This window comes from Actinomyces ihuae (genome assembly GCF_001457875.1).
GTDB classification, from domain to species: Bacteria; Actinomycetota; Actinomycetes; order Actinomycetales; family Actinomycetaceae; genus Pauljensenia; species Pauljensenia radingae_A.
Window position 1 is genome coordinate 743,556 of record NZ_CZPX01000005.1, and the last position, 25,913, is coordinate 769,468.

Here is a 25,913-nt window from a genome sequence, read left to right on the forward strand (position 1 = left end):
CAGCACATCTTGTTGGTTCCCTCCACTTTTCTTCTATGTGAAAGGAACCCCGTCATGCGAACACTCTTCTGCGATATCGAGACTTTCAGTCCAGTTCAGCTCGCCAAGGCGGGCGTTTACCCGTATGCCGAGCACCCAGACTTCGAGCTACTCCTGTTCGGCTATTCGATTGACGGCGGCCCAGTCGAAATAGTGGATCTTGCCAGCGGCGAGACCCTGCCCGATGAGGTTCTAGCGGCTTTAGTGGATTCGGGTGTGGTCAAGTGGGCGCATAACGCCGCCTTCGAGCGAGTCTGCTTGTCCGCTTGGCTACGCACTCATCATCCCGAGCTTCTCGCTGATGGGTTTCTTGGCCCAAGGCAGTGGCGCTGCACCATGATCTGGTCGGCCTACCTTGGTATCCCGATGAGCCTCGATGCAGTAGCCACAGTTTTGAAGCTTGACGTCCAAAAAGATTCTGCGGGGCGCAAGCTGATCAAGCAGTTCTGCACACCCGCCACACCCTCAGTCCTGAACGGCGGCAAACACAGGAACCCACCATCAGCTGACCCGACCGGCTGGGCACGGTTTATCGACTACAACCGGCGCGACGTCGAAGTCGAACAAGCCATCCACGACAGACTGGCGTCTTTTCCGATGCCCGATGCCGAATGGGACACCTACGCCCTCGACCAACGCATTAATGATGCCGGGATTCTTCTCGACCACACGCTCGTCGATAATGCCGTTGCCGTGGACGAGCACCACCGCAACGCGACACTCGCTCGGGCACAGACATTGACTGGGTTGAAGAATCCGAACTCGCCGATCCAGCTCAAACAATGGCTGAGCGAGCACGGCTGCGAACTCGAATCGCTGACCAAAGCCGACGTCGATGCAGCCCTCGATACTGCGACCGGTGAGGTGAAAGAAGTCCTCGAACTTCGCGGCGATCTAGCGAAATCAAGCGTCAAGAAATACCAGGCCATGCAAAACGTCGCAGGATCCGATGGCCGTACACGTGGGCTCATCCAGTTCTACGGCGCAGGACGTACCGGACGTTTCGCCGGACGCCTCGTCCAAGTCCAGAACCTCCCCAGGAATTATTTGCCTGATCTTGACCAAGCCCGATCGCTCGTCAGAACAGGCAGCCTCGATGCCCTTGAGCTTCTGTACGAGTCCGTGCCCGACACCCTCAGCCAACTCATCCGTACCGCGTTTATCCCTTCACCTGGGCACAGGTTCATCGTTGCTGATTTCTCTGCAATTGAAGCACGTGTCATCGCATGGCTCGCAGGAGAAACCACCACCCTTCAAGCCTTCCGTGAAGGTAAAGACCTCTACTGCGAAACCGCGAGCCGTATGTTCGGAGTGCCAGTCGAAAAACACGGCGTTAATGGTGAGCTTCGGCAGAAAGGAAAATTAGCAGTTTTGGCTTGTGGTTTTGGCGGCTCAACGGGCGCTTTGGAGCGCATGGGAGCACTCACCATGGGTTTAGCCAAGCATGAGCTCAAACCGATCGTGGACGCCTGGCGGCAAGCTAACCCACACGTCGTGCAGCTCTGGGCAGACGTCGAAGAAGCCGCTATCGCTGCAATCACGTTGCGCCAGCCGATCCGGCTGCGGAATCTGCGATTTACCGTCGAGTCCGGGATTCTCTTCATCGAACTCCCCTCAGACAGACGACTTGCGTATGTGCAGCCGCGTCTTGGGGAGAACCGTTGGGGCGGCACATCCATCACCTACACCGGCACCACCACCGCCAGAAAATGGGGACATCTCGAAACCTACGGAGGGAAGTTGGTTGAGAATATCGTGCAGGCGATCGCTCGTGATCTGCTCGTGGTTGGCATGCACGCAGTCGCCGAGGCAGGGCACCAGATTGTGATGCATGTTCACGACGAAATCGTTATCGACGAACCCACAGATTCGGGCTTCACCGTTGCTGACGCGTGCGAGCTCATGACGACACCGCCCGACTGGGCAGCAGGGCTCCCACTCGACGCCGACGGCTACGAATGCGATTACTACCGCAAGGACTAACTCCTACTCGTCGCCGAGCAGCAGCTTCGGGTCGGTTTCCATGAACTCTCGAAGATACGCGGCGATCTGCTGATTCGCAGCAGAGGGCGCTGGATCGTTGTCAAGATCGTGTAAGTATTCCAAGAACGCAAAGAGACGCATGCACATTGCCATCGCCCACACCGTGGCTTTATCAATCTCACCCATATCTCCATGATCGCTCGTGTAGCACTGTTTGTCTGCGGGGTATACCCTGCATGGATTTAACACTTTTAGGTTCGTCGGCAGTGGGGTGAGGCCCTTAACTCCTTGTGCCGCCCGGCACGACTTTTTCTCGACGGGGTCTCGGGAAGGAACCCCGCCATGGGAAACCAGATTCAAACATTCACCAACGACGTGTTCGGCACCATCCGCACCATCACCAATGATGGCCAGACGCTGTTTTGTGGGAAGGACGTCGCCACTGCGCTCGGCTACGTTAACGCCAGCAAGGCAGTACGCGATCATGCTCGCGCCGATGGGGGTCTAAAACGTTACCCCATCGTCGATGCCATGGGACGCGAACAAGAAGCCACCTTCATTACCGAAGGTGACCTCTATCGCCTCATCATCTCTTCAAAGCTCCCGGCAGCACAGAAGTTCGAAGCCTGGGTGTTCGATGAAGTGCTACCGACGATTCGCCGCCACGGCATGTACGCATACGACGAACTACTCGCTGACGATGAATTCCTGGAGCATGCCATCGCCACTCTGCGGGCCGAACGGGCCAAGCGCCTGGCAGCAGAGCAAGCCCTGCTCGAAGCGGAACCGAAAGTCTCGTACTACGACGTTGTGTTGCAATCGGATTCGTTGTTGACGACGACTGCGATTGCGAAGGACTACGGACTTTCCGCGAAGAAGCTCAACCGGATCCTGCGTGATGCTCGCGTGCAGTTCCATCAGTCGGGCCGGTGGTTCCTGTACGCGAAGTACGCCGAGCAGGGATACACCCAGTCCAAGACCCACGAATACGGCGAAGGCCAGACCCGCACCCACATGTACTGGACCCAGAAGGGACGTCTGTTCATCTACGACCTGCTCAAGAACCAGCTCGGCATTCTCCCGGTGATTGAGCGTGAAAGTCAGGTGCAAGCATGACTGTCGCGACTCTTGATATTGGGTTTTCGAAGAAGAACACCGAAGGCTATCTGGACCTGACGAGCTACCACGCGCTCAAGAAGCTCCAGCGCGAACTATTCGGTTACCGACCCTTGGTTTATATCTGCTCGCCCTACTCAGGTGACACCGAGGCGAACGTTGAGCTCGCCCGTCAATTCTGTGGGTTTGCAGTAAGCGCGGGCAAGATCCCGTTCGCTCCGCATCTGCACTATCCCCAGTTCATGGACGACGCCGATCCCGATCAGCGTGAGTTGGCGATGTTTTTCAACAGGGTGTTGCTCGCCAAGTGCGAAGCGCTGTGGGCATATGTCGGACGCGTGAGCCCTGGTATGCGCTTAGAGATCGGGTGGGCGCGCGACCTCGAGTTGCCGATTAAGTATTTCGATTCTGATTTCAAGGAGGTCACGCCATGACCACGTCCTTCACTCTGTTTGCTGCCACGGTTACAGGTGTGCAGAACAATAACCACTACCCGAACCAGCACATCGTCGCTGACGCGGCCTCGCTGAGCGCGGTCGCGGGTTTTGATCACGTGGCTGCCACGTATGTGAATGATCGCCGCTCAACTGCAGCCTTCATCTCCTCGGATTGCGTGGTGATGGATATCGACAACGATCACACCGACACCGAGTCCGAGTGGGTCACCCCGGAGAAGCTCGCCGAGTTGATGGCTGGTGTGGAGTTCATGACCGCCACGTCTCGTAATCACCAGAAACCGAAGGGCGTGGTGTCGGCCAGGCCGCGTTTCCACGTCTACTTCCCAATACATGAAATACGCGACGCAGACGACTATGCGGGGCTCAAGCACCGCCTCGCATCACGGTTCTCCTTCTTCGACCGTAATGCTTTGGATGCAGGACGTTTCATCTACGGGGCGTCGAACGCGGTAGTGACGGTGCATGAAGGTGATCAGCTCCTCGATGCATGGCTTGATGCGGCTGACGAGATCGACGTGTTCGCCGCCTTCGATCAAAGCACTTTGGTCATTGGTGAGGGCTCACGTAACGCTACACTCTCACGCTTCGCAGGCAGGGTCCTCATCCGCTACGGCGATACAGACCAGGCGCGTGACTTGTTCGACCGCAAAGCCAACCTCTGCGAGCCACCGCTCAGCGAGGGCGAATTACAGACGATTTGGAATAGCGCGTGCAGGTTTGCTTCGAAGGTTGCTGCTGATCCAGGCTATCTGCCGCCTGAGGCGTATGAGGCGTTGGCGGGTTTGCGTCCGGATGATTTTTCCGATGTAGGTCAGGCAGACACATTGGCTGGCGAGTATGCGAACAAGATCCGCTACTCACTGGCTACCAAGTGGCTCGTCTACGACCATGGCGTGTGGGATGAGAACGACTTATCCGCACAGGGCGTGGTTCAGGAATTGACTTCCCGCCAGCTGGAAGAAGCCGACCGTCTGATCGCATCGACGTGGGAGACCATGACGGCAACCGGCGCAGATCTCGTGATGGCCTCCGCCTCGTCGAAAGCCCGCGGCATCGCGAAGCTCACGCCTGTGCAAGCGACCGCGTTTCGAGCGTGGGATGAGGCAAAGAACTACCACAAGTTTGTTCTATCTCGGCGTTTGTCACGCAATATCACGGCCACGTTGAAAGAAGCCGGGCCGATCTTGCAGGTGCGTATCCGTGACCTTGACGTCGACCCCTACCAGCTCAACACCCCGGCAGGTACCTGGGATCTGCGCGACGGTAGTAGCCACGAGCACAACCCTGTCGATCTATTGACCAAGCAGACCGCTGTCAGCCCCAGCGAGGAGGGTGCACAGATCTGGGCCGACGCGCTCGACGTGTTCTTCCAAGCAGATCCTGAGTTGATTGGTTACGTGCAGCGCATTGTGGGGTTGGCGGCTATCGGTCAGGTTTTCGTCGAAGCGCTCGTCATCGCTTACGGGGACGGACGAAACGGCAAATCCACGTTTTGGAACACCATCGCCCGCGTGTTGGGGACGTATTCGGGCACGATCTCAGCAGATGCGCTCACGGTCGGGGTGCGCCGCAACGTCAAACCCGAACTCGCCGAAGCCAGAGGCAAACGTCTCTTGATCGCGGCTGAAACCGAAGAAGGCATGCGCCTATCAACCTCGAACGTCAAACAGCTGGCTTCGACCGATCAGATCTCGGCAGAGAAAAAGTTCAAGGACCCCTTCGCCTTCACCCCCTCCCACACGCTGGTCTTGTACACGAACCATTTGCCGCGTGTGGGAGCCATGGACGCAGGCATCTGGCGGCGTCTGATCGTCATCCCGTTCAACGCCACCATCGAAGGCGACACGGATGTGAAGAACTATGCCGACCACCTCTACGAACACGCTGGCGGAGCAATCCTTTCCTGGATCATGGAGGGAGCGCGCCTCATTCATGCTGAGGGCTACAAGCTCAAAGCCCCGCCTCAGGTGGTTCAAGCCTCGCAAGCATATAAGGAGGATAACGACTGGTTCTCGCAGTTCCTTGAGGACTCGTGCGACGTCGAGGACGGATTATCGGAGAGGGCTGGTGACCTCTATCAGACGTATCGGGCGTGGGCGCAAAACACCTCAGGATGGGCGCGCCCGATGGTCGACTTCAACGCCGCATGCGAACAAGCAGGATTCGAGCGCAAGAAAACCAAGTCCGGTATCCGCGTCTACGGGCTGGCCCTGACCAGTGAATTCAACAGCTGAAAGTTATGAGGGTGCAGACCGGTGCAACCCGTTTTCCTACCTTACGCATGTGAAATTACATGGTGTTTTTCTCTATGTAAAAGGTTAGGAAATACCCTGCACCACTCTGCACCCCTTGAGAAACCATTCAAGGAGTGACCATGAACGAACGAACCATAGAACACCAACTGAAGAAAGCCGTTGAAGCCTCTGGCGGCTTGTGTTGGAAGTTTGTCTGCCCTGGAACCACGGGTGTACCTGACCGGATATGCCTGATGAGAAACCGCGTAGTTTTCGTTGAGCTCAAAGCACCAGGTAAACAACCCAGGCCAATCCAGGTGCGCCGGATGAATCAACTCCGCTACCAAGGTTTCACCGCTTTGGTCGTTGATTCGGTTGACGGCATACAGGAGGTGCTTGATGCACTATCAGCCGCATAACTACCAGCGGCAGGCGACCCAGTTCATCATCGACCATCACGAGGCCGCAATCTTCCTTGGGATGGGTTTGGGCAAATCGGTGATCACGTTGACGGCGATCTGGCAGCTCATGCTCGACTACTTCACCATCCACCGAGTCCTAGTCATCGCACCACTGCGGGTAGCCCGTGATACCTGGCCCGCCGAAATAGCGAAGTGGGATCACCTTGATGGGCTCACCGTCGCGGTCGCTGTTGGCACCAAGCAAGACCGGCTGAACGCTCTCGCGGCGTCTGCGATGGTTACCGTCATCAACCGTGAAAACATCCCATGGCTCATTAGCCAACTCGGGGGGAGCTGGCCGTTCGACATGGTTATCATCGACGAACTCTCCAGCTTCAAAAACCACCGAGCAAAGCGGTTCACGGCGCTGGTGAAAATGCGACCCTTCGTCAAGCGCTGGGTTGGCCTGACCGGAACGCCAGCGTCGAACGGGCTGATGGATGTATGGGCACAATTCCGGCTCCTCGACGGCGGGGATCGTTTGGGCCGTTTCATTATTTGTTATCGCGAGCGCTGGTTTGTGCCCGATAAGCGTAATGGGATGCAGATCTTCACCTATAAGCCCCGCGTGGGTGCTGAGGATGAGATCTATGCGGCGATTGGTGACATGACGTTGTCGATGAGAACCACCGACCACCTGCAGCTACCAAAACTGACGGTGACGACAATGCCTGTGGTGCTGTATCCGAAAGAACGACGCGTGTATGAGCAGTTGAAATCTGATCTTGTCCTCGACCTCGGTGAGGCGACAATCGACGCTGCGAATGCTGCTGCATTGTCGGGCAAGTTGCTGCAGTTGGCGTCGGGCGCGATCTACACCGGTGATGGTCAGTGGACGGCGGTTCACGAGCGGAAGCTCGACGTCCTCGAAGACCTCATCGAGGCTGCCAACGGCAGCCCGTTATTGGTGGCCTATTGGTTTACCCATGACCGCGAACGCATCGTCTCCCGCTTCCCGCAGGCTCGCGAACTGAAAACGAGCGCGGATATCGAGGCGTGGAACAGAGGCGAGATTGCGCTTGGGCTGATCCACCCCGCGTCGGCCGGCCACGGGCTGAACCTCCAATCAGGTGGGCATCTGCTGGTGTGGTTCTCGCTCACGTGGAGCTTGGAGCTTTACCAGCAGACCAACGCACGGCTTTATCGGCAAGGACAAACCGAACCTGTGACGATCACGCATCTTGTTACGGAAGGGACGCTCGATGAAACCGTTCTCAAAGCTCTTGATGCGAAAGACGCTACTCAGGCTGCGTTGATTGACGCGGTCACAGCAGAAATTACAACCACTGAAAGAACAAGCTCATGCATGTGATGACCAAATACCTCGACACAAGGAAAGCCGCGATCGCAGCGCTACAGGATTATGCGGTGATGGAACAGATCATCGAGAGTACCGACGAGCAGATCAAGACGGCTTACGCTGACGCGGCAAGCCCAGCATCCCCACGCATGGACGGCACACCACCTTCTGGCGATCTCCGCGCTTCGGAGAATCGGATCGTGGCGAGCATTGAGCGAATCGACGCCTACAAGGCTCGCTACCTACAGGCCCGCCAGTACATGGACTGGTTCTTGCCTGCGTGGGAAGTCATCGCTGAAGACGACCGCTTCATCCTCGAAGGCTTCTTCCTCAGCGAGGGGACACAAGATGAGAAGGTATCGATGATCGCCGACCATTTCTACGTCGAGCGTGACACGGTCTATCGGCGCAAGAACCGGGCCCTCGACAGGTTCGCCACCGCCTTATATGGACAGCTCTAGCGTTAGCCGGTATCCGAAACATGCGATAGAAAACCGCATATCGGTGTGAGAACATATAAGTGGTTGAAAACTAGGAGAAGCCCCAAGAACCCACACGGGAACTTGGGGCTTCACCACATCCAGGGGGAAGGAGCCAGCGATGCCAGTCAAACCCGCCTCCCCGTGCTCCCACCCTGGCTGCCCCGAGCTCACCCACGAACGCTACTGCGACGCCCACGCGAAGGCAGAAGACGCCCGGTATCGGAAGTATCAACGGGATCCGAAGATCAACCGCCGCTACGGCTCACGGTGGCGCAAGATCCGCGCCACCTACGTCGCCGCCCACCCGCTCTGCGAAGACTGCCTAGAGGCTGGGCGATACACGCCGGTGCAAGAAGTCCACCACGTTCTCCCGGTTGAACACGGCGGCACCCACAACTTCAACAACCTCCGAAGCCTGTGCAAGCCCTGCCACTCCAGGCGGACAGCCTTGGATGACGACAGGTGGAGGCAACAACCTCGGGTCTACACCTACTGACGAGCCCACACGTTGCCCGTTGGCGCGACGATCATCTGGAACCTCAAAGATGCCTACCCGCCTGGCGTTTGCCGAACACGAGCCACCGTCGAAAGCCTGACGAGGGGTAGGGCCGTCGAATCTCTACGACTCGTTCACGGGTCAGCGGGCGGGGCCAACCGTACACAAAAAGACCGATTCAAACACGGTATTAACCCGCAAGCCCTCCATCACCGGGCTAACCGCCTGGAAGGAGGCAAGATTTCATGGCGAAAGACGGCACCAACCGCGGCGGCCGCCGCGTCAGAGCAGGCGCGAAACCCGACCCGCTGGGCGAGAAACTCGCCAAGGGTCTGCCTGCTACTCGCCTGGAAGATCCGCTAGCGAGCCCTTTCGATTTTGAGGGTGCAGATGTTGGTGATGGCGCGGTGCTTGCTGGTGAGGTGATGCCGGAGCCGTCTGAGTATCTGTCGGAGGTTCAACGCGATGGCAAACCCTTGGGTGCTGACCTGGTCTACCGAGAAACCTGGCGGTGGTTGGATGAGCGTGGCTGCACGAGGTTTGTTTCTAAGCGTCTGATTGAGGCCTACGCCCAGGCGTTCGCCCGGTATGTGCAGTGTGAGCAGGCGATTTCCAAGTTTGGTTTGCTAGGTAAGCACCCGACGACGGGGGCTGCTATCGCTTCCCCGTTTGTTGCGATGAGCCAGTCTTTTGGTAAGCAGGCGAATGTGTATTGGTATGAGATTTTTGAGATTGTGCGGGCTAACTGCACTAGTGACTATTCGGGTGCGGCTCCTGGTGATGAGGTTATGGAGCAGCTGTTGAAAGCACGCTCGTAGACGCATCCTAGTGTTTTTGAGCTTATTTGGGGCGTTTTCTTGCACTGAAGCCTACCCCTAGCGCGATTCCAACTCCTGTGCCAATAGTTATCGCTAAGGCATTATCGTCCATAATGAACCCAAAGATAATGCTGGTCATGATCCCGGCAATCATTCCATAGGCCACGGCTTTACCATCGCCACCAGAAGGCTCCTGCTCCTGCGGATTAGGTTTACTCGTTTCGTCTTTCACGTATTCCAGTATCACACATGACTCGGGTTTTCCTCGTTTTCTTCGCTCCCTGCTCCTGGCTGATGGTGGGGAGTTTTTGTTTCTTTTGATTTTTCTACTGAAAGGGCATTCCTATGACTATGGTTCGCAGCGCTGAAGCAGTGTGTATCGGTCACCCCGATAAACTGTGCGATCTAATTGCTGATCAGATTCTCGACGAAATTCTCTACGCCGATCCCAACGCACGCGTCGCGGTAGAGGTCATGGCTACTGGGCGACGCATTATTGTCACTGGTGAAATCAACGCTAATGCTCGTGTGGACTTGCGTGATTGCGTACGAACTGCACTTACTGCAGCTGGATATAAGCCGTGGAGATTTTTGGTGTATGTGTGGGTGAGGCGTCAATCTAACGATATTAACGACGGGGTGAGCACATCTTTAGAGGCTCGCCATGGCGATGAGTCTGCTTATTGTCTTCAGGGTGCTGGTGATCAAGGCACGGTCTATGGTTATGCCTGCACTGATACTCCTGAGCGTTTACCGTTGCCTCTTGTTTTAGCCCACGAGATTTGTAAGCGGCTAGATGATGCGCGCAAGCAAAGAACCATTACTGGGATCTTCTCGGATGGTAAAGCACAAGTTTCGGTGCGCTACAACGACGCAGGAAAACCGCAAGCCGTAGAGACGGTGGTGGTTTCCGTCCAGCACGATAAATCCAAGGATTTCGAGGTGTTGCGCCGTGAAATAACTTCGCTGATTGTTGGCCCAGCATGTCAGCCATATCTACCGGTAGATGCGGACACTGTTGTGTTGATCAACCCGTCCGGGCGGTTCGTGGAGGGCGGCCCTAAAGCTGACACCGGACTCACTGGCCGAAAACTTATGGTTGATACCTATGGCGGGCTGGCCGGACATGGTGGTGGAGCTTTCTGTGGTAAAGATGCTTCTAAGGTTGACCGGTCGGGTGCATATATGGCGCGCCTGATCGCGAAAACGATAGTGGATGCGGATCTTGCATCCCGGTGCCAGGTGGCGATTAGTTACGCGATTGGCAAAGCCGACCCGGTTGCTTTCAGTGTGGACACGCTCGGCACCGGCCAATACACCGACCAGATCCTCACGGCTGCAGCTCAAGATGTGTTCAATCTTCGGCCAGCAGCAATCATCGACCAGTTTGGGCTGCGAGCACCCGGCTATGTGCGCTATTCGACGTATGGGCATTTCGGGGATTACACACGCAAGTGGGAAGACACCTGGACTACTAGCCGCGAGCTTGTCAAGGCGGTGAAAAACCATGCGCATCAAGCAAATAGCGCTAACTGATCTCACCCCAGCTGACTACAACCCCCGCAAAGACCTACAACCTGGGGACACGGACTACGACAAACTAAAACGCTCGCTAAGTGAGTTTGGGTATGTGGAGCCAGTCATCTGGAACAAAACCACCGGAAATGTTGTGGGTGGGCATCAGCGTCTGAAAGTACTAGCTGATCTGGGTTATAAAACGGTGGATTGCGTGGTCGTCGAAGTCGACGAAACACGCGAAAAAGCGCTCAATGTTGCTCTAAACAAGATCAGTGGCGATTGGGATGATTCCAAACTCGCCCTGCTCATAGCCGACCTGGATGCTTCCGATTTCGAGGTTGAACTCACTGGTTTCGACGAAGCCGAAATACAACAGTTGATAGGTTCTCTTGATAGCGACAGTATCGAGGACGATAACTTCGACCTGAACGCCGCCCTAGAAGCGGCAGCCTTTGTTGAAAAAGGCGATATCTGGAGGGTTGGTAGGCATCGCCTAATGTGCGCGGATGCCACGAACCCAAGCGACGTCGAAACCTTGATGGATGGCAAACAGGCTAATCTGGTGGTCACAGACCCGCCTTACAACGTGGACTTCAAATCGAACAGCGGCCTGAAAATCGCAGGCGACAAACAAGACGCAGGCACCTTCTACCAGTTCCTGCTGGCTGCATTCACCAACATGGCGGCATCCCTTGCTAAGGGCGGGTCAGCCTATGTTTTCCATGCCGACACCGAAGGCCTCAACTTCCGTAAAGCGTTTCTTGATGCTGGCTTCTACCTGTCGGGCTGTTGTATTTGGGTTAAAGACTCCCTAGTGCTTGGTCGTTCCCCATATCAGTGGCAGCACGAACCGGTGCTGTATGGGTGGAAGAAAGACGGCTCTCACGCTTGGTATGCCGACCGCAAACAAACCACGGTGTGGAATTTCGCCAAGCCCCGCAAAAACAGTGACCATCCGACCTCGAAGCCGCTGGATTTGCTGGCCTATCCGATTCGTAACTCCACGCAAACCAACGCGATCGTGCTCGATACGTTTGCTGGCTCTGGTTCCACGCTAATGGCTGCAGAAGCCACAGACCGCACTTGCTATTGCATGGAGCTGGATGAGAAATACGCTTCCGTGATTCTGCGCCGCTATGCCGAAGCAACCGGAGACGCAGCAGGGATCACGTGTGAGCGTGGTGGCAAGCAGTATGCCTACCTGGATCTGGTGAAAGAGGTCGACCGTCCCAAGCAGAAAGGCTAACTCGTGAGACAAACTTTAAGGCTTGGCTCGCTTTTTGATGGCTCGGGTGGTTTCCCACTCGCGGCAACAAAGGTTGGTATCGAACCTGTGTGGGCAAGCGAGATTGAGCCTTTCCCGATCCTGGTCACCACCACGCGCCTTCCGCAAATGCAACACCTAGGCAACATCTGCAACATTGACGGCAGTCAGCTAGAGCCGGTGGATGTGGTCACGTTTGGCTCTCCTTGCCAAGACCTGTCGGTAGCAGGTAAAAGGGCAGGTTTAGCTGGCGAACGCTCGGGTCTATTCCACCAAGCTGTCAGAGTCATCAAGGAAATGAGAAAGGCAAGTCATGGTCTATATCCAAGATTCGCTGTTTGGGAAAACGTGCCCGGAGCCTTCTCAAGCAATAAAGGGGCAGACTTCCACAGCGTCCTGCAAAACCTCATCTCGGTTGTCGACGAAACGGCAGCGGCTGACCTACCTCGAGTACAAAAATGGCAAAAAGCCGGAGCGATCGTGGCAGACAAATGGAGTATTGCGTGGCGAGTATTGGACGCGCAATTTTTCGGAGTACCCCAACGACGCAAAAGAATCTACCTTATCTGCGATTTTGCAAGCGGGCGTGCCGGACACATACTCTTTGAGCCCACGCGCCTGCACGGGGATCTTGCGCCGGGCTGCAGTGAAAAGCAAAACCCTCCCACCAATCCTCGAGCAGGCACTCACGAGGCAAGCAAATCTTTAGATGTGTTCGCCTTGCGGATGCGGGCAGGTAAACCTGGTGGTGGTAAAGGCCCGCTCGTGCAAACAAATCTTTCCGGCACGCTCGGATGCAGTAACGACCAGAGTATTATTGAGCCGCTACTATTTGACCACCATCCTCATGATGCCAGAGTGGGCGGACCATGCCAGATAGCACCAACCGTGACCGCTCGTTACGGCAATGGCGGAGGCAATACTCCCATCATCGCTACCGCCTACGGTTTCAATGCGTTACATGAGGGACGCGGCGCGGCAGTGGGCAGGTACGGTTATTCAACTGAGGTATCCAAGACGCTCGATACGTCTGGGATAACTCCGACCTGTAACCAAGGCGGCATCGCCATCGTCGAACCCGACGTTGTGAGTGCCTCGAAGGCAGACTTCTTCTGCCGAGGCAACGTCAATATTGCTGGTGCTCTGTTGGCTTCGGACTCAACTGAGCCGCCCCTGGTCACTGACCCTGGCATGCCCGAATACCGCGTGAGACGCTTAACCCCAACCGAATGCGCCCGCCTACAAGGATTCCCTGATGATTGGACACAGGATTTAGCAATCAGCGATCCTACAGATTCACAGTTGGATTACTGGTGGCAGATCTGGGCCAGCTGGGCCAAGGTGCAAGGATTGAAAAAACCTAAAACCCGCAACCAAGTACGCTCTTGGCTCACCAATCCAGCGTCCGACCGGGCACTCTACAAGCTGTGGGGAAACGGGATAGCTTTGCCGTGCGCCAAACTCGTGCTTTCCCAGATAGTCGCCGAGACCACTAAAACTCCTTGATTTTAAGGCGAAAATGACTGGATAAGTACGCGTTCCTATGGCTGTATGTACATGACCAAACAACCAGCAAGAAAGAGAGGGTTTGGTGATGATGGGACAGCTATACGCCGATCTAGAAGAAATCGAAAACCTCGGAGTCGACCTGACCGATATTGGTGCGGTGTGGGATGCAGCCGAAGACCACGGCTACAAGCACGTAGAAATGATTGTCTCCAACTTCCCACACGACTTCATGCGCCTCATCCGCACATGGCTGGACGTTCAAAGCATCGAGTTTGATGGTGAGGAGGATGAGCAATGGTGAACACCAAAAAGGCTGAAAACTACGGGCTCGTAGTCACCCTGCCCGCCACGCTTGATGAGACTGAGCTGGCAAGGCTGCATGGACTTATTGCAGCCAAGAAAGACTTGATCGCTAAAGCGCTCGGCGCGAGCCGGCTCGACATCACCACCAGTAGTGAGGGGCTGAGTTTCCCGTGGTGGGATGAGCTGCCCGAGTTTGAGAAGATCACTGCCTACACCGAGTTCTTAACGAAGCTGATCGCGTACGCTAAACGGATCCGCCGCACCGTAACCCGCAGTACAAGACAGGTAAGTAATGAGAAGTATGAACTGCGCTCCCTGCTTTACCGCATCGGACTTTCTGGTAAAGAACATAAGGAAGTACGCAAGATTTTACTTGCACCATTAAGCGGTGATTCTGCGTGGAAAACCCCGCCACTAATAAACACTAACCAAGAGATGTAAACCACTATTTATTAGGCAAAATAGGTGGCAAAATGACTGGATAAGTAGCGAAGTCTATGGCTGTATATACATACCAAAACGGTACGCGAAGAAAGGAAATACAGCGATGGAAACGACAACGATGGAACGCCTGCAAATGGCCACCGATAGCTACGGTGCGGTGGTGCGCTACGGCAACCTAGTGATCGCCACCAGCTACAGTTGGCACAAGGGCGGGGTTTATGGCAACGACGCCTGCATCTACCACCTGACCGAAACCCCCTCCGAGAACCCCTGGCAGGGTAAGTCCTTCATCGAATGCGGCCTCGAACTGATCAAGCAAGCCGACCAGATTTTCCCTGACGACGGTCACGCGCTCGCCTGGGCGTTAGCTAATCTGCCCGAAGCCTAGCCCCACAAGGCTTGAGGGCGCCTGTTATCGCTGGTAGTAACTGATTTTTTAACCAATAGAAGGTAACTGATTCGTATGCGTGAGCTAGCTGATTATCACCCGACCCGGTTCATGGCTGAAAGCTCGCGCTATGACAAGCGCCGAGCTGATTTTGCGGTCGCGTTTATCGAAGCTTTAAAGCATACGAAAGGCCGGTGGGCAGGAAAACCTTTTAAGTTGATTGATTGGCAAGAACAAATCATTCGCGACCTTTTCGGGGTGGTCAAACCTGACGGGTTTCGCCAATTCACTACGGCTTACGTGGAGATCCCGAAGAAACAGGGCAAGAGTGAACTTGCCGCCGCCGTCGCACTCTTACTGTGTTGCGGCGATGGCGAGGAACGCGCTGAAGTTTATGGGTGTGCTGCCGATCGGCAACAAGCATCCATCGTGTTCGAAGTGGCAGCCGACATGGTGAGAATGTGTCCCCCACTAGCCAAGCGGGTAAAGATCCTTAGAAGCCAAAAACGTATCATCTACTCCCCCACCAATTCCTTCTACCAGGTACTATCGGCCGAGGCTTATTCCAAACACGGATTCAATATTTCCGGAGTGGTATTCGATGAGCTACACACCCAACCCAACCGGGCGCTCTTCGACGTGATGACCAAAGGCAGTGGGGATGCTCGCACCCAGCCACTGTACTTCCTGATCACAACCGCCGGCACCGACACCCACAGCATCTGCTACGAACAACACCAAAAAGCCCAAGACATCCTGGATGGCAAAAAGATCGACCCCACTTTCTATCCAGTCATATATGGGGCAGCGCAAGATGATGATTGGACCGATGAAGCCGTGTGGCATAAAGCCAACCCATCCTTGGACGTGACGGTGCCAATCCAGAAAGTTAGGGACGCTTGTAATAGTGCCAGGCAGAATCCGGCTGAAGAAAACACCTTCAGACAGTTGCGTTTGAACCAGTGGGTCAAACAGTCTGTGCGATGGATGCCCATGCACGTGTGGAATCAAAACAATACCCCAGTCAATCTAGACGACCTCGAGGGACGACCCTGTTATGGAGGGCTGGATCTTGCCTCTACCACCGATATCACTGCTTTCGTTCTCGTATTCCCACCCACGGATGACGATGACAAATACACGGTTGCACCCTGGTTTTGGATACCCGAAGACAACCTCAAACTCAGAGTTTCTAGGGATCACGTCCCCTACGACCTATGGCATCAGCAAGGCCACCTACTCACAACTGAGGGCAACGTGGTGCACTACGGGTATATCGAGAAGTTCATTGAGGATCTTGGCACCCGGTTTAATATCCGAGAAATCGCTTTCGACCGGTGGGGAGCGGTCCAAATGAGCCAAAACCTTGAGGATGCTGGTTTCACGGTAGTGCCATTTGGGCAAGGCTTCAAAGACATGTCCCCACCATCCAAGGAACTGATGAAGCTGGCGTTGGAAGGCAAGCTCGCGCACGGCGGGCACCCGGTGCTGGCCTGGATGGTCGATAACATTCACGTGCGCACCGACCCAGCTGGCAACATCAAGCCAGATAAGCAAAAATCCACGGAAAAAATCGACGGGGTGGTCGCCACCATCATGGCCTTGGATCGGGCTATCAGGTGTGGCAACGCACTTAGTGGTGGTTCGGTTTACGACTCGCGGGGACTACTTGTGCTCTAATACTTACAAAAGTGGTCGGTCAGTCTTGATACTTTGAACTCGAATTTCTCCGTTACCGTCACGTCGAAGTAGAAGAAACTCGGAGGAATCTGCAAGTTGAACAATGTGGGATTCAAGCAGCTCTCGCAAAAATAGGCACAAAGCTCTAAGTGCTTCGAAGTTCTCTTCAGGAGAAGTCTCATTCTTTTTGAATGGATTAGGTGCATGGAGGATCGCGCTGACAAGACCAAAACTGCGTCCGACTTCGGATTCCTGGAGTCCAACTTCCGGTCGTACGCCTTGCCCCACAGTTCCATCATGGGTAACATATCCGAACGAACATGGCCAATAGTTTGGATTAAGCTCCTTCAAACGTTTTCGCATCTCTCCGAAGTCTTTTGCGCTTTCCATCTTTTTCTGTGCCTTGTCGAAAAGCCTTTTGCTAGCGGCAAAGGAAGCTGTAACTACGCGCTCCAAAACGAGACGTAGGTGAGCAGCTGCGTGAATTAGATTAGCGAAATCGACGCGACTTCCTGTCAGCTCGACTTCTGCATGGTCGAGATCCCAAAATATTCGGTCATAAATCCACCGGTACAGGACTGGGGTACCCGTTTCTATGTTCTCAAAGCCATCGATTCGTTCCGACTGCATTGAGCCTGGTTCGTTTATGCGTTCTTTCGGTGATCTACGTTTATTCACATAACAAATTATCCATGCAAGGAGTGCTCCATGGGGATACGCAACTGGCTACGCGGTAGACCCCGCGAGACCGAAAACCATACGATTGGCTCGTCTTACTCGTTCTTGTTCGGACCTACGTCTTCTGGTCGTCCGGTAACAGAACGCAGCGCGATGCAGATGACCGCTGTGCATTCATGCGTGCGTATCCTGGCTGAGGCTATCGCGGGTTTGCCACTGCATGTTTACCGGCATACGGAAGGTGGCGGTAAAGAAAAAGCTACCGATCATGGTTTGTATCGGCTTCTTCATGATGAGCCGAACCCCGAGATGACGTCGTTTGTTTTCCGCGAAACTTTGATGACGCATCTGCTTTTGTGGGGTAACGCGTTCGCCCAGGTTGTACGCAACGGCCTAGGTGAAATCATAGGGCTCTATCCGTTGCAGCCAAACCGCATGAGCGTAGGCAGAGACTTGGACACTAAGGCTTTGTATTACGAGTACCAGACCTCCTGGGATGAGCCGGCAGGCGAATACAAAACCATCCGGCTGACCCCAGCCGATGTTTTGCATATCCCAGGTCTCGGCTTCGACGGTTTAGTGGGTTATTCACCGATTGCGATGGCCCGCAATGCTATCGGCCTGGCACAAGCCACCGAAGATTACGGGGCGTCGTTTTTTGCTAATGGTGCTGCTCCTGGTGGGGTGTTGGAGCATCCTGGCACGATTAAGGATCCTTCTCGGGTGCGTGAGTCTTGGCAGGCTACCTTTGGTGGTGCGAAGAACGGCAATAAGGTCGCTGTTTTAGAAGAGGGCATGAAGTACACGCCTATTAGCGTGTCTCCGGAGCAGGCACAGTTTCTTGAAACACGGAAGTTTCAGCTCAACGAGATTGCCCGGATTTTCCGTATTCCGCCGCACATGATCGGCGATCTGGAAAAGAGTTCCTTTTCTAATATTGAGCAGCAGTCTCTGGAGTTTGTGAAGTACACGCTTGATCCGTGGGTGATCCGCTGGGAACAAGCAATCACGAAAACTCTCTTGAACCCGCGTGAAAAGCAGCAGTTGTTTGTGAAGTTCAATGTTGAGGGGCTGCTGCGCGGGGATTACCAGTCGCGTATGGAGGGCTACGCGGTAGCCAGGCAGAACGGGTGGATGAGCGCCAACGACATCCGCGAGCTAGAGAATCTCGACCGCATCGATGAGGCCGATGGCGGGGATCTCTACCTGGTCAACGGCAACATGCTGCCACTCGATATGGCAGGCGCTTATGCCGCCACCAAACAAGCCGACGCTGTCGCAGCTAACGATGAGCAGCTGGAAGAACAACCTGAAAAGAACCAAATTTTGAGGAGGAGAATGTGAAGCGTTTTTGGAACTGGATACCACCAGAAACAACCAACCCGGACACCCAAGAGGATGTTCGGGTTTTGCGTATCAACGGGGCTATCGCCGAAGAATCCTGGCTCGACGATGACGTAACACCCGCCATCTTCGCATCTGAACTAAATGCCGGATCAGGACCGGTCACTGTTTGGCTCAACAGTCCCGGTGGCGATGTCGTGGCGGCAGCCAGGATTTACAACATGCTTCTGGACTACCCAGGAACCGTGACAGTCAATATTGATGGCATCGCAGCATCCGCAGCGAGCGTGATCGCCATGGCAGCAAGTCATGTGGCGATGTCGCCGGTGTCGATGTTGATGATCCACAACCCAGCAACGTTGGCGATGGGCGATAAAACCGAACTCTCGCGTGCCCTCGACATGCTTGAGAGTGTCAAGGACTCGATTATCAATGCTTACCAGCTCAAGACTGGGTTGAGCAGGGCGAAGTTGTCGAAGTTGATGGATGCCGAGACCTGGATGGACGCAACTGCAGCCATCGAACTTGGGTTCGCCGACGAGCTGCTGACTGGTAAACGAGCACCAACCCCAGACAAAGAGGACGAAGAATCTGAAGAGCCGGGTGAAGACGAGCCGGATGAGGACGATTCCGGCGGGGATGACGAGCAAGGCCCTGCCCGTAAGAAGCCGCCGTTGCCGCCCAAAAACAAGGGTGGTGTGGTGTTTTCCAGAAAGGCCGCGGAACAGCGCCTCGTCGCGCAGTTAGCTGGCCAGCGAAAAGATAGTGCTCCGCCTGGCTCACTGCCATCTCCTGATACCCGTTGTTCTTTGCAGCCCGCTGTCTCTTGTGGTCGGCGGGTTGTTGATTTATACGCCCAACTAACTGATCAACCCCACTAAACCCTTAAGAGAGGAACTTTTTATCATGACTACTGTTACTGATCTTTATGCTCGCCGTGCCGAAACCTGGAATAAGGCGAAGGCTTTTCTGGATGAGCGCCGTAACTTTGAGACCGGCTGCCTGAGCGCTGAGGACGATGCGGCTTACGCGAAGATGGAGGCTGAGATCGAGGCGCTTTCTAACGAGATCGCTCGATCCGAGCGGGCCGAACGCACAGAAGCCAACCTCGCGCAGGCGACTCGGGCACCCATCACAGCAACACCAGGTGCTGGATCAGACGAGAATGTGGGCAAGGCGAAGCCTGCCCGTGCTACAGCTTCCTACAAGCGGGCGTTTTGGGATGCGATGCGGCTTAACACCTCCCCCATGGAAGTAAGGAATGCGCTAAGTGAGGGGGTGGATTCTGAGGGCGGATACCTAGTGCCTGACGAGTTCGAACGCACCCTAGTGCAGTCTTTAGCCGACCAAAACATCATGCGAAGCCTCGCCAAGGTTATTCAGACCACTAGCGGGGACCGAAAGATCCCTGTCGTGTCTACCCATGGCACCGCTACCTGGCTGGATGAAGGCAAACCATATAGCGAATCCGATGAAGCCTTCACCCAAATCTCTCTGTCGGCGTTCAAGCTGGGTACCTTCCTGAAAATCAGCGAAGAACTGCTCAACGATGCAGCGTTTAACGTTGAACAATACTTAGCGAGCGAGTTTGCTCGCCGTATTGGAGCTGCTGAAGAAGAAGCGTTCCTGGTTGGCGATGGTAAAGGTAAACCCACCGGTATCTTCAACCCAACCGGCGGAGCCGAGATTGGCGTGACCAGCGCCAAGCCTACCGACATTAGCGCTGATGAACTCATCGATCTGCACTATAGTTTGCGTGCCCCCTACCGGGCGCGCGCGGTGTGGCTGATGAACGATGCAACAGTAAAGACCGTACGCAAGCTCAAGGACGGTAACGGGCAGTACCTGTGGCAACCAGCCCTGACTGCTGGAACCCCGGACATGATCCTTGGCCGACCCGTTCACACTTCCGTGTTTGTGCCTGAGCTTAAAGCTGGGGCGCGCACAGTAGCGTTCGGTGACCTCGGCTTCTATTGGATTGCTGACCGGCAAGGCCGCTCCTTCAAACGCCTCAACGAGCTATTTGCAACCACCGGGCAGATCGGGTTCCTCGCCTCCCAACGCCTAGACGGCAAGCTAGTCTTGCCCGAAGCGATCAAGGTTCTTACCCAAAAGACCGCGGGGTAAACCATAAAAATAGTTAGGAGGTGGCAGCCATGAAAACAGACGAACTCATGGCTTTAGTCAAGCAGAATCTACTGGTCGACCATAGCGAGGATGATTCTTTGATTGCCTCGTTTGTTTTGGCTGCCATCTCCTATGCCACCGCTTACCAACATCTGCCCGAGGGCTACTACCAAACGGAGCCCATGTCGCAGGCAACCCGGCAAGGCATTATCATGCTCGCCACCCATTTCTACGAATCCAGAGATGGAGCAACCGCCGGGTTTTGGGCAGACAAAACCGATGCTGCCCGCGCCGTGTGGAACGCAGTCAACACCCTGCTTCGTCTGGATCGGGACTGGAAAATCTAAAGAAGGACGCGCCTTGTGGCAACGCTAGGCAAAATGAGCGAGCACATCGACCTAATACAACCTGTAGTGGTTAAGGACGCTGCCGGGTTCGCCACTACTGGTGATGAGGTTATTGCTTCGGTGCGCGCATATATGGAAGTGCGGCACGCTTCACCGGCTTGGGTCAACCGCGCCGCCTACACCAAAGCAGACCTGTTATTTAGGATCCGAGCAATACCCGGCATAAATATAACCGAGGCGATGGAAATCAGCTCCGCACGTGGCAGGTACGTTATTGATGCGGTCGAATGCCTCGGCCGCTATGTCGAGATTTTGGCTCACCGCACCGAAGCAGAAGGAGCACCCTGATGGCTCGCGTACAAATCCGGCTTCCCAACGATTTCATTGACGCACTCGACTCAGCCAGCAGCCTCATTGATAACTCCGCTGAGCAAGTACTTAAAGCCGGGGCTAATATTGTGGAGCCGCGTATGCGCTCTAACCTTTCTGCAGCAATCGGCAGCTCAACGAAACAGCCCTCCCGCTCTACCGGTCAGCTCGCCAAAGCGTTAGGAACCGCGCCAGTAAAAGTCAATAGCCGCGGAGACTACAACGTCAAAGTTGGTTTCGCCGAGAACCGAGACGATGGTAGAGCTAACGCACTAATCGCTAACGTTCTTGAACACGGGCGCTCCAACCAGCCCGCTAGACCCTTCCTAGCCCCTACGCGTTCACAAACCAGGCGAGCCGCAATCACCGCAATGAAACAAACCCTAGCCGCGCGAATCCAGCAGGTGAAACCATGAGCGGGCTTTTAGAAAACATAAGCCACATCGCTAAACAACTTGGGCTCGCCTATGCAGTCAGCTGCTACACCGATTCCCCAGCCCCAGACACGTATCTAGTATTCACCCCGTTAACAGATTCTTTCGAGATCTTCGCCGACAACACCCCAGGCGTCGAAATAGAAGAAGCTCGAATCAGCCTGTTCACGAAAACCAACTACTTAGCTCTAAGAGACCAGATCACGAAAGCTCTAATTAGCGCTCGCCTGGTTATTACAGGCAGGCGCTATATCGGATACGAGGACGATACCGGCTACCACCACTATTCAATCGACATCGCGAATTATTCACCGACTACTTTCTAGGAGTTGTTGCTTTCCTCCCAGACTCCATAATTTTGTCCCTCATCATTGACCCAGCGCGCTCTACCATTGGCGGAGGTACCTAACACTATGGCCGCTGCTGCAGAAGGAGAAGCAAAAGCAATATCCCGGGTAACCACGCCCCGCTTATTTTCTAGACGGATTGAACCGTCACTAACTAGCTTTTGGTGACGACTAGCTATAGTCGCATACGAGTTAACCGTTGCCTGACTTCTGGCTTTACTGGTTTCCCAATTCGCAACCACTATTAATCCCTTGAGGAGGAAAAACTCGCCATCAATCAGCTGCATCGAGGCGTCTATCTGATCTTTTTGTCTGCGCAGATGGAAAACAGGCGAAGAAACTATCTGAGCGGTAGCTGCTTGCACAGTATTTTCTAGGGAACGCAAAACATTGACTCCCAGGATCGGCAAAATCAGCTTCACATTATCTAAGAACGACTCGGCTGATGCTCGTTGCGCTTCAGAAAGCTTCCTAACCCGAGGAGTTTGTCTGTTATCAGGCATAGAACAACGCTCAGCATTCTTAGCGATTTCAACCAGACGGGCTTCTAAATAACCCCAATGCCCCTCGTTAAAAGACCGCTGCAAGCTAGCAATAATAACGACCTTTTCCCACTGCGGCTTCTTTTTGTCATGATCACGCAGGCGCTCTACAAAGTTTTCTGTCTTGCCTATATAGCACCAAGTGTTCTCAATAGCTTCAGGGTCATTACCAAGAAGAATATACACACCATTACAAGCGATTGAGCTGAATGACCCCGTGTTTGCATGGGGTTTTTGAGACGTTTGAGTTTGTTTGAACCTCGTAGCGACTAGACATCATAGTTCTGCTGAAGTCAACACCGCTTTAGCAGGAATTTTTATGGTTTTTGCTTCTAGTCATAAAGAGATTATTTGCGGAACTCGGGATGGTAAAAACTCAGCAAAATTGCCGCAGCTATCAGGACTGCGCAACATGTCATTGGTAGCCACGGAGAGAGTCCGTAAAGTGCGGTAGAGGCTATCGGTGCCACTACATAGGCAGCACCATTGTTAGCATTAATCAACCCGGCCAGCCCACCTTGTTCTTCGGGCTTCATTTGCAAAGTAGGCGCCGTGTTGTAGCCAGGCATCGCCAGGCCTAGACCAAAGCCTGTCAAGATGCTGGCCACGATGAACAGTCCAAGATTTAGTGGATAAACCAAGAGTAGTAACCCGAGAAGAACGATTATTAATCCTCTTCTAAAGAGTTTTTTAGCACCCCAGTTTAACCTTGGAGCCACCAAGGCCTGCGCCAGTATCATCACCACACCCATTATTGACATGCACAAAGCGGTGAGCCCTGCTGTTGCGCCGGCCGCTAGCTTCAAAACATCCTGCAGTAAAAAGCCGAAAAGTGTAGCCACGGTAGAAAAAGCGGTAAACATTAGGAAACCGCAAGCCAGGAACACGAATACTCTTGAATCAAAATAGGAAACTTTTGCCGGTTGAGCGACTTTTTCTTCGCTACCTGTGGGTTTGAATGTTAGCAGCAAAACGGCAACGCCTAAAAGCATGACCAGAGGCATCACCAGCAAGGGCATCATGAAACCTCCTATAGCTGCAAGGCTGCCGCCCAATAAGGCTCCAAGAATAGACGAGAATCCTTGTGCAGCACCCAAGACTCCCAGACCCTTTACCCGTTGCGTCTCATTGTAGGTATGAGTCACAACGTAGGTTTGCGCGGCTGGGGAAACTGATGCGATGGCACCGCCGTACAGCACTCCCCTAGTTATGACTACTCCTATGATCAACGCTATGCCGGTGAGCAGACCCTTAAATCCTAGCCACACCACCATAGCGAATCCGCTTAGAGCCAGGATTCCGGCAAGCATGCCAATAAGCAAGATACGCCGAGATCCCCATCGCAATGAGACCCGTCCCCACCTGGTGGAGGTAAGAGAAAACATTATGGCAGCTAACGAAATGGTGGCGCCAATGTGCCATTCCTTCAGCCCGATTTCGCGCGATAGCGGAGCCAGAATTGGATTAAGAATCATCTGCCCCATATATGCCAGTAACACCGTCAAAAACAAGGGAAACAGTCCCGCTATTTTTGATTCGACTTTCTCGTTTCGTTCATTAGTGGCGCACATTAAAACATCCTTTCCAAAGTGAGCTACCAATCAAGCTGAGACAATACTAGAACAATGTTCTAGTATTGTCGAGGTTGAGGGTATGCTGTTTTCGTGGGGAATAAAGACAAGCGGGTAAACACGGGTAGACGCGCCTGGCTGACGCAGGAAAAGATCATGTACACCGCAATGGAACTGACCCGAGAGTGCGGTCTAGAAAAATGGTCGATTCGTGACCTTGCGCAGCGTCTGGGAGTAGTTCCCTCTGTCATCTACCACCATTACCAAAACCGTGACGCCATTACCGCTTCTGTAATAGGCGAGATCACTAGCACCATCGAACTACCGGACGAGCAGCTGGAATGGAAAGATTGGTTCATCTCCCTAGCAAAAAATGTCAGGCCTGTCTTTCTTGAATTCCCCGGAGTCACCGACAAACTGATGTATGGACATATGAACGCCGCGTTGATACCAATCTTGGAGGTGGCTTACGAAAAACTACGGGATGCTGGTTTTAGCAAGTACATTCACATCGCATACTCAATTATCATCAACACGATGCTATGGAGCATTACTGCTCGCAACTTGCGCAGCCCAACCAAGCAGGAACAGCGCCACGACCTAGGCCAAATGATTACCCAACTTCAGCCCCTAGCTGTCTGCTCCACAACGCTGGCTGACATCATCCAGGGCTACTTAATTCCGCTAGCCAACCCGAAAAACGAAGACCGCATGAGTCAGGAATACTTTGAAATCATCATAGAAGTCGTACTCGCCGGTTTAGAGATAGCAATCTTGCCTCGCGAAAACGCCTAACGAACCCGTGAACAAGAGAAATCATCAATACTCATAAAATATTTCCCAAAATCGCAAGGCATCCAGCTAAGAGCAAAGCCTTTCAGCCTCTCCCTCTATTTCCTGCGATTTTCCAATAAATACAAGAAGATCCACTATATCCAGAGCTTCCCAAACAACTGGTACGACTACATCAAATACTGCACTACCAATGAACTAGCTATCGCCCTTCACAGTACACAGGCTTCTCCCAGGAATCCGCTATATCGGATACGAGGCGGATACCGGTTTTCACCACTATTCCATCGATGTTTCGAGTTTTAGAGCCTGTCCTTAAGAGTTTGCAATGATCAGGAAAGTCAAAAATCCGATGAACAAGATCTCCAGGACTAACCCGATGACGTTAATGACTTTTTCGCTCTTTTCAGGCCAGAATCTGGCTAGCAGAGCAAAAACTACTAAGCCAGTAGCGGCTCCAGCAGTGTTCATTATGACATCGGTGATATCGCTGACCCCAATAGCGAAAACGTACTGAACGACCTCGAATGCCACGCTTGCTAAAAACGGTGGGAGCAATTGAATTAACCATGAGCGCCGTTTCAACAACATCCTCATGTACAAGCCAAACGGGATGAAAATAAGGAAGTTGACCACGATCTCATCAAAGAAGTTCGACCCGTAAAGATTCGCAGAATCTGTAAATGGGATCAGATTTAAGTAGCGCGCATGCCGCACGCTCAGTATGTCGTCAACGCTGGTGGCGAATTTGAACAGCACCATCCACAACAACAAGAGCAGATAAATCCCGAACACCGCATAGGTCAAGCGTCGCGTTTTCTCTCTCATGCCCCAATTCTATCTCTCGATGACATCTAACGAAAATTACT

Annotated in this window: 30 protein-coding genes; 24 read left to right on the forward strand and 6 right to left on the reverse strand. The window is 53.9% G+C overall.

Annotated features, from left to right (window positions below; genetic code table 11):
* Nucleotides 1-54: 54 nt before the first annotated feature.
* The gene (locus BN3002_RS07920) at nt 55-2,022 is read left to right on the forward strand and encodes a DNA polymerase (RefSeq protein ID WP_058237399.1); all 1,968 of its coding nucleotides are present in this window, start codon (nt 55-57) and stop codon (nt 2,020-2,022) included.
* A gap of 3 nt (nt 2,023-2,025) precedes the next feature.
* Here the strand turns inward: BN3002_RS07920 and BN3002_RS07925 are convergent, their stop codons facing one another.
* Nucleotides 2,026-2,208 (reverse strand): hypothetical protein, encoded by a 183-nt coding sequence (locus BN3002_RS07925; RefSeq protein WP_058237400.1) that lies wholly within the window; start codon nt 2,206-2,208, stop codon nt 2,026-2,028.
* 156 nt (nt 2,209-2,364) lie between these two features.
* Here BN3002_RS07925 and BN3002_RS07930 point away from each other — a divergent pair, with 156 nt between their 5' ends.
* The 8 genes from BN3002_RS07930 to BN3002_RS07965 all read left to right on the forward strand — a co-directional run bounded on the left by BN3002_RS07930 (nt 2,365) and on the right by BN3002_RS07965 (nt 9,387).
* Nucleotides 2,365-3,138, forward strand: coding sequence for a phage antirepressor (locus BN3002_RS07930; RefSeq protein ID WP_048708034.1), 774 nt, complete (start codon nt 2,365-2,367; stop codon nt 3,136-3,138).
* Entirely contained in the window at nt 3,135-3,572 is a 438-nt protein-coding gene (locus BN3002_RS07935) for a DUF7768 domain-containing protein (protein WP_048708031.1), read from the forward strand. Before BN3002_RS07930 ends, BN3002_RS07935 begins: the two co-directional genes overlap by 4 nt.
* Nucleotides 3,569-5,830: a phage/plasmid primase, P4 family gene (locus tag BN3002_RS07940; RefSeq protein ID WP_058237401.1), complete on the forward strand. Its 2,262-nt coding sequence runs from the start codon at nt 3,569-3,571 to the stop codon at nt 5,828-5,830. Before BN3002_RS07935 ends, BN3002_RS07940 begins: the two co-directional genes overlap by 4 nt.
* 140 nt (nt 5,831-5,970) lie before the next feature.
* The gene (locus BN3002_RS07945; RefSeq protein ID WP_058237402.1) at nt 5,971-6,249 is read left to right on the forward strand and encodes a VRR-NUC domain-containing protein; all 279 of its coding nucleotides are present in this window, start codon (nt 5,971-5,973) and stop codon (nt 6,247-6,249) included.
* The gene (locus BN3002_RS07950; protein WP_058237403.1) at nt 6,230-7,603 is read left to right on the forward strand and encodes an SNF2-related protein; all 1,374 of its coding nucleotides are present in this window, start codon (nt 6,230-6,232) and stop codon (nt 7,601-7,603) included. The genes BN3002_RS07945 and BN3002_RS07950 overlap by 20 nt, the downstream gene beginning before the upstream one ends.
* The gene (locus BN3002_RS07955) at nt 7,594-8,052 is read left to right on the forward strand and encodes an ArpU family phage packaging/lysis transcriptional regulator (protein ID WP_058237404.1); all 459 of its coding nucleotides are present in this window, start codon (nt 7,594-7,596) and stop codon (nt 8,050-8,052) included. The genes BN3002_RS07950 and BN3002_RS07955 overlap by 10 nt, the downstream gene beginning before the upstream one ends.
* Nucleotides 8,053-8,191: 139 nt before the next feature.
* A complete protein-coding gene (locus BN3002_RS07960; protein WP_058237405.1) occupies nt 8,192-8,569 on the forward strand; it encodes an HNH endonuclease in 378 nt (125 codons plus the stop codon).
* Between the two features lie 245 nt (nt 8,570-8,814).
* The gene (locus BN3002_RS07965) at nt 8,815-9,387 is read left to right on the forward strand and encodes a P27 family phage terminase small subunit (protein WP_058237406.1); all 573 of its coding nucleotides are present in this window, start codon (nt 8,815-8,817) and stop codon (nt 9,385-9,387) included.
* 22 nt (nt 9,388-9,409) lie between these two features.
* Here the strand turns inward: BN3002_RS07965 and BN3002_RS07970 are convergent, their stop codons facing one another.
* Nucleotides 9,410-9,619, reverse strand: a complete 210-nt coding sequence (locus tag BN3002_RS07970) for a hypothetical protein (protein ID WP_257525580.1) — start codon at nt 9,617-9,619, stop codon at nt 9,410-9,412.
* A gap of 113 nt (nt 9,620-9,732) precedes the next feature.
* Between BN3002_RS07970 and metK the strand changes: the two genes are divergently transcribed.
* The 7 genes from metK (at nt 9,733) to BN3002_RS08005 (ending at nt 16,493) form a co-directional block, all read left to right on the forward strand.
* Nucleotides 9,733-10,923 (forward strand): methionine adenosyltransferase, encoded by a 1,191-nt coding sequence (gene metK / locus BN3002_RS07975; RefSeq protein WP_058237408.1) that lies wholly within the window; start codon nt 9,733-9,735, stop codon nt 10,921-10,923.
* Nucleotides 10,895-12,151: a site-specific DNA-methyltransferase gene (locus BN3002_RS07980; protein WP_048708005.1), complete on the forward strand. Its 1,257-nt coding sequence runs from the start codon at nt 10,895-10,897 to the stop codon at nt 12,149-12,151. Before metK ends, BN3002_RS07980 begins: the two co-directional genes overlap by 29 nt.
* 3 nt (nt 12,152-12,154) lie before the next feature.
* Nucleotides 12,155-13,675, forward strand: coding sequence for a DNA cytosine methyltransferase (locus tag BN3002_RS07985; protein ID WP_048708004.1), 1,521 nt, complete (start codon nt 12,155-12,157; stop codon nt 13,673-13,675).
* An 88-nt stretch (nt 13,676-13,763) separates the two neighbouring features.
* The gene (locus BN3002_RS07990) at nt 13,764-13,979 is read left to right on the forward strand and encodes a hypothetical protein (protein WP_048708001.1); all 216 of its coding nucleotides are present in this window, start codon (nt 13,764-13,766) and stop codon (nt 13,977-13,979) included.
* Nucleotides 13,973-14,422: a hypothetical protein gene (locus BN3002_RS07995; protein ID WP_048707999.1), complete on the forward strand. Its 450-nt coding sequence runs from the start codon at nt 13,973-13,975 to the stop codon at nt 14,420-14,422. Before BN3002_RS07990 ends, BN3002_RS07995 begins: the two co-directional genes overlap by 7 nt.
* Nucleotides 14,423-14,528: 106 nt before the next feature.
* Nucleotides 14,529-14,813: an Nmad4 family putative nucleotide modification protein gene (locus tag BN3002_RS08000; protein ID WP_048707996.1), complete on the forward strand. Its 285-nt coding sequence runs from the start codon at nt 14,529-14,531 to the stop codon at nt 14,811-14,813.
* 75 nt (nt 14,814-14,888) lie between these two features.
* Entirely contained in the window at nt 14,889-16,493 is a 1,605-nt protein-coding gene (locus BN3002_RS08005) for a terminase large subunit (protein WP_048707993.1), read from the forward strand.
* Nucleotides 16,494-16,496: 3 nt separating this feature from the next.
* On the opposite strand, the gene BN3002_RS11165 is transcribed toward BN3002_RS08005, so the two are convergent.
* Nucleotides 16,497-17,123 carry a hypothetical protein gene (locus tag BN3002_RS11165; protein WP_048707989.1) on the reverse strand — a complete coding sequence of 209 codons (627 nt, stop codon included), beginning with the start codon at nt 17,121-17,123 and terminating at the stop codon, nt 16,497-16,499.
* Between the two features lie 78 nt (nt 17,124-17,201).
* Between BN3002_RS11165 and BN3002_RS08015 the strand changes: the two genes are divergently transcribed.
* Genes BN3002_RS08015 through BN3002_RS08045 form a run of 7 tightly spaced genes read left to right on the forward strand, consistent with a single transcriptional unit; the run spans nt 17,202 to nt 22,118 of the window.
* Nucleotides 17,202-18,515: a phage portal protein gene (locus tag BN3002_RS08015; RefSeq protein ID WP_048707984.1), complete on the forward strand. Its 1,314-nt coding sequence runs from the start codon at nt 17,202-17,204 to the stop codon at nt 18,513-18,515.
* Nucleotides 18,512-19,396: a head maturation protease, ClpP-related gene (locus tag BN3002_RS08020; RefSeq protein ID WP_048707979.1), complete on the forward strand. Its 885-nt coding sequence runs from the start codon at nt 18,512-18,514 to the stop codon at nt 19,394-19,396. The genes BN3002_RS08015 and BN3002_RS08020 overlap by 4 nt, the downstream gene beginning before the upstream one ends.
* A gap of 25 nt (nt 19,397-19,421) precedes the next feature.
* The gene (locus tag BN3002_RS08025; protein ID WP_048707976.1) at nt 19,422-20,642 is read left to right on the forward strand and encodes a phage major capsid protein; all 1,221 of its coding nucleotides are present in this window, start codon (nt 19,422-19,424) and stop codon (nt 20,640-20,642) included.
* Nucleotides 20,643-20,671: 29 nt separating this feature from the next.
* Nucleotides 20,672-20,989, forward strand: coding sequence for a head-tail connector protein (locus BN3002_RS08030; protein ID WP_048707971.1), 318 nt, complete (start codon nt 20,672-20,674; stop codon nt 20,987-20,989).
* 15 nt (nt 20,990-21,004) lie between these two features.
* Nucleotides 21,005-21,337 carry a phage head completion protein gene (locus tag BN3002_RS08035; protein WP_058237410.1) on the forward strand — a complete coding sequence of 111 codons (333 nt, stop codon included), beginning with the start codon at nt 21,005-21,007 and terminating at the stop codon, nt 21,335-21,337.
* Nucleotides 21,337-21,774: an HK97-gp10 family putative phage morphogenesis protein gene (locus tag BN3002_RS08040; RefSeq protein ID WP_048707968.1), complete on the forward strand. Its 438-nt coding sequence runs from the start codon at nt 21,337-21,339 to the stop codon at nt 21,772-21,774. The genes BN3002_RS08035 and BN3002_RS08040 overlap by 1 nt, the downstream gene beginning before the upstream one ends.
* A complete protein-coding gene (locus tag BN3002_RS08045; protein WP_048707966.1) occupies nt 21,771-22,118 on the forward strand; it encodes a hypothetical protein in 348 nt (115 codons plus the stop codon). The genes BN3002_RS08040 and BN3002_RS08045 overlap by 4 nt, the downstream gene beginning before the upstream one ends.
* On the opposite strand, the gene BN3002_RS08050 is transcribed toward BN3002_RS08045, so the two are convergent.
* Both BN3002_RS08050 and BN3002_RS08055 read right to left on the reverse strand, forming a co-directional pair.
* Nucleotides 22,115-22,867, reverse strand: coding sequence for a GIY-YIG nuclease family protein (locus tag BN3002_RS08050; protein ID WP_053086214.1), 753 nt, complete (start codon nt 22,865-22,867; stop codon nt 22,115-22,117). The genes BN3002_RS08045 and BN3002_RS08050 overlap by 4 nt on opposite strands.
* A gap of 161 nt (nt 22,868-23,028) precedes the next feature.
* Nucleotides 23,029-24,252, reverse strand: coding sequence for an MFS transporter (locus BN3002_RS08055; protein WP_048707963.1), 1,224 nt, complete (start codon nt 24,250-24,252; stop codon nt 23,029-23,031).
* Between the two features lie 93 nt (nt 24,253-24,345).
* On the opposite strand from BN3002_RS08055, the gene BN3002_RS08060 reads away from it, so the two are divergent.
* The gene (locus BN3002_RS08060; protein ID WP_048707960.1) at nt 24,346-25,047 is read left to right on the forward strand and encodes a TetR/AcrR family transcriptional regulator; all 702 of its coding nucleotides are present in this window, start codon (nt 24,346-24,348) and stop codon (nt 25,045-25,047) included.
* A gap of 312 nt (nt 25,048-25,359) precedes the next feature.
* Here the strand turns inward: BN3002_RS08060 and BN3002_RS08065 are convergent, their stop codons facing one another.
* Nucleotides 25,360-25,872: a VanZ family protein gene (locus BN3002_RS08065; RefSeq protein WP_048707958.1), complete on the reverse strand. Its 513-nt coding sequence runs from the start codon at nt 25,870-25,872 to the stop codon at nt 25,360-25,362.
* Nucleotides 25,873-25,913: the final 41 nt, after the last annotated feature.

Excerpts from the sequence above, each read along its gene's own strand:
- BN3002_RS07920 (WP_058237399.1), top strand. The coding sequence starts at position 55 with ATGCGAACACTCTTCTGCGATATCGAGACTTTCAGTCCAGTTCAGCTC.
- BN3002_RS07925 (WP_058237400.1), bottom strand. The coding sequence starts at position 2,208 with ATGGGTGAGATTGATAAAGCCACGGTGTGGGCGATGGCAATGTGCATG.
- BN3002_RS07930 (WP_048708034.1), top strand. The coding sequence starts at position 2,365 with ATGGGAAACCAGATTCAAACATTCACCAACGACGTGTTCGGCACCATC.
- BN3002_RS07935 (WP_048708031.1), top strand. The coding sequence starts at position 3,135 with ATGACTGTCGCGACTCTTGATATTGGGTTTTCGAAGAAGAACACCGAA.
- BN3002_RS07940 (WP_058237401.1), top strand. The coding sequence starts at position 3,569 with ATGACCACGTCCTTCACTCTGTTTGCTGCCACGGTTACAGGTGTGCAG.
- BN3002_RS07945 (WP_058237402.1), top strand. The coding sequence starts at position 5,971 with ATGAACGAACGAACCATAGAACACCAACTGAAGAAAGCCGTTGAAGCC.
- BN3002_RS07950 (WP_058237403.1), top strand. The coding sequence starts at position 6,230 with ATGCACTATCAGCCGCATAACTACCAGCGGCAGGCGACCCAGTTCATC.
- BN3002_RS07955 (WP_058237404.1), top strand. The coding sequence starts at position 7,594 with ATGCATGTGATGACCAAATACCTCGACACAAGGAAAGCCGCGATCGCA.
- BN3002_RS07960 (WP_058237405.1), top strand. The coding sequence starts at position 8,192 with ATGCCAGTCAAACCCGCCTCCCCGTGCTCCCACCCTGGCTGCCCCGAG.
- BN3002_RS07965 (WP_058237406.1), top strand. The coding sequence starts at position 8,815 with ATGGCGAAAGACGGCACCAACCGCGGCGGCCGCCGCGTCAGAGCAGGC.
- metK (WP_058237408.1), top strand. The coding sequence starts at position 9,733 with ATGACTATGGTTCGCAGCGCTGAAGCAGTGTGTATCGGTCACCCCGAT.
- BN3002_RS07980 (WP_048708005.1), top strand. The coding sequence starts at position 10,895 with ATGCGCATCAAGCAAATAGCGCTAACTGATCTCACCCCAGCTGACTAC.
- BN3002_RS07990 (WP_048708001.1), top strand. The coding sequence starts at position 13,764 with ATGATGGGACAGCTATACGCCGATCTAGAAGAAATCGAAAACCTCGGA.
- BN3002_RS07995 (WP_048707999.1), top strand. The coding sequence starts at position 13,973 with ATGGTGAACACCAAAAAGGCTGAAAACTACGGGCTCGTAGTCACCCTG.
- BN3002_RS08000 (WP_048707996.1), top strand. The coding sequence starts at position 14,529 with ATGGAAACGACAACGATGGAACGCCTGCAAATGGCCACCGATAGCTAC.
- BN3002_RS08005 (WP_048707993.1), top strand. The coding sequence starts at position 14,889 with ATGCGTGAGCTAGCTGATTATCACCCGACCCGGTTCATGGCTGAAAGC.
- BN3002_RS11165 (WP_048707989.1), bottom strand. The coding sequence starts at position 17,123 with ATGCAGTCGGAACGAATCGATGGCTTTGAGAACATAGAAACGGGTACC.
- BN3002_RS08015 (WP_048707984.1), top strand. The coding sequence starts at position 17,202 with ATGGGGATACGCAACTGGCTACGCGGTAGACCCCGCGAGACCGAAAAC.
- BN3002_RS08025 (WP_048707976.1), top strand. The coding sequence starts at position 19,422 with ATGACTACTGTTACTGATCTTTATGCTCGCCGTGCCGAAACCTGGAAT.
- BN3002_RS08030 (WP_048707971.1), top strand. The coding sequence starts at position 20,672 with ATGAAAACAGACGAACTCATGGCTTTAGTCAAGCAGAATCTACTGGTC.
- BN3002_RS08040 (WP_048707968.1), top strand. The coding sequence starts at position 21,337 with ATGGCTCGCGTACAAATCCGGCTTCCCAACGATTTCATTGACGCACTC.
- BN3002_RS08045 (WP_048707966.1), top strand. The coding sequence starts at position 21,771 with ATGAGCGGGCTTTTAGAAAACATAAGCCACATCGCTAAACAACTTGGG.
- BN3002_RS08055 (WP_048707963.1), bottom strand. The coding sequence starts at position 24,252 with ATGTGCGCCACTAATGAACGAAACGAGAAAGTCGAATCAAAAATAGCG.
- BN3002_RS08065 (WP_048707958.1), bottom strand. The coding sequence starts at position 25,872 with ATGAGAGAGAAAACGCGACGCTTGACCTATGCGGTGTTCGGGATTTAT.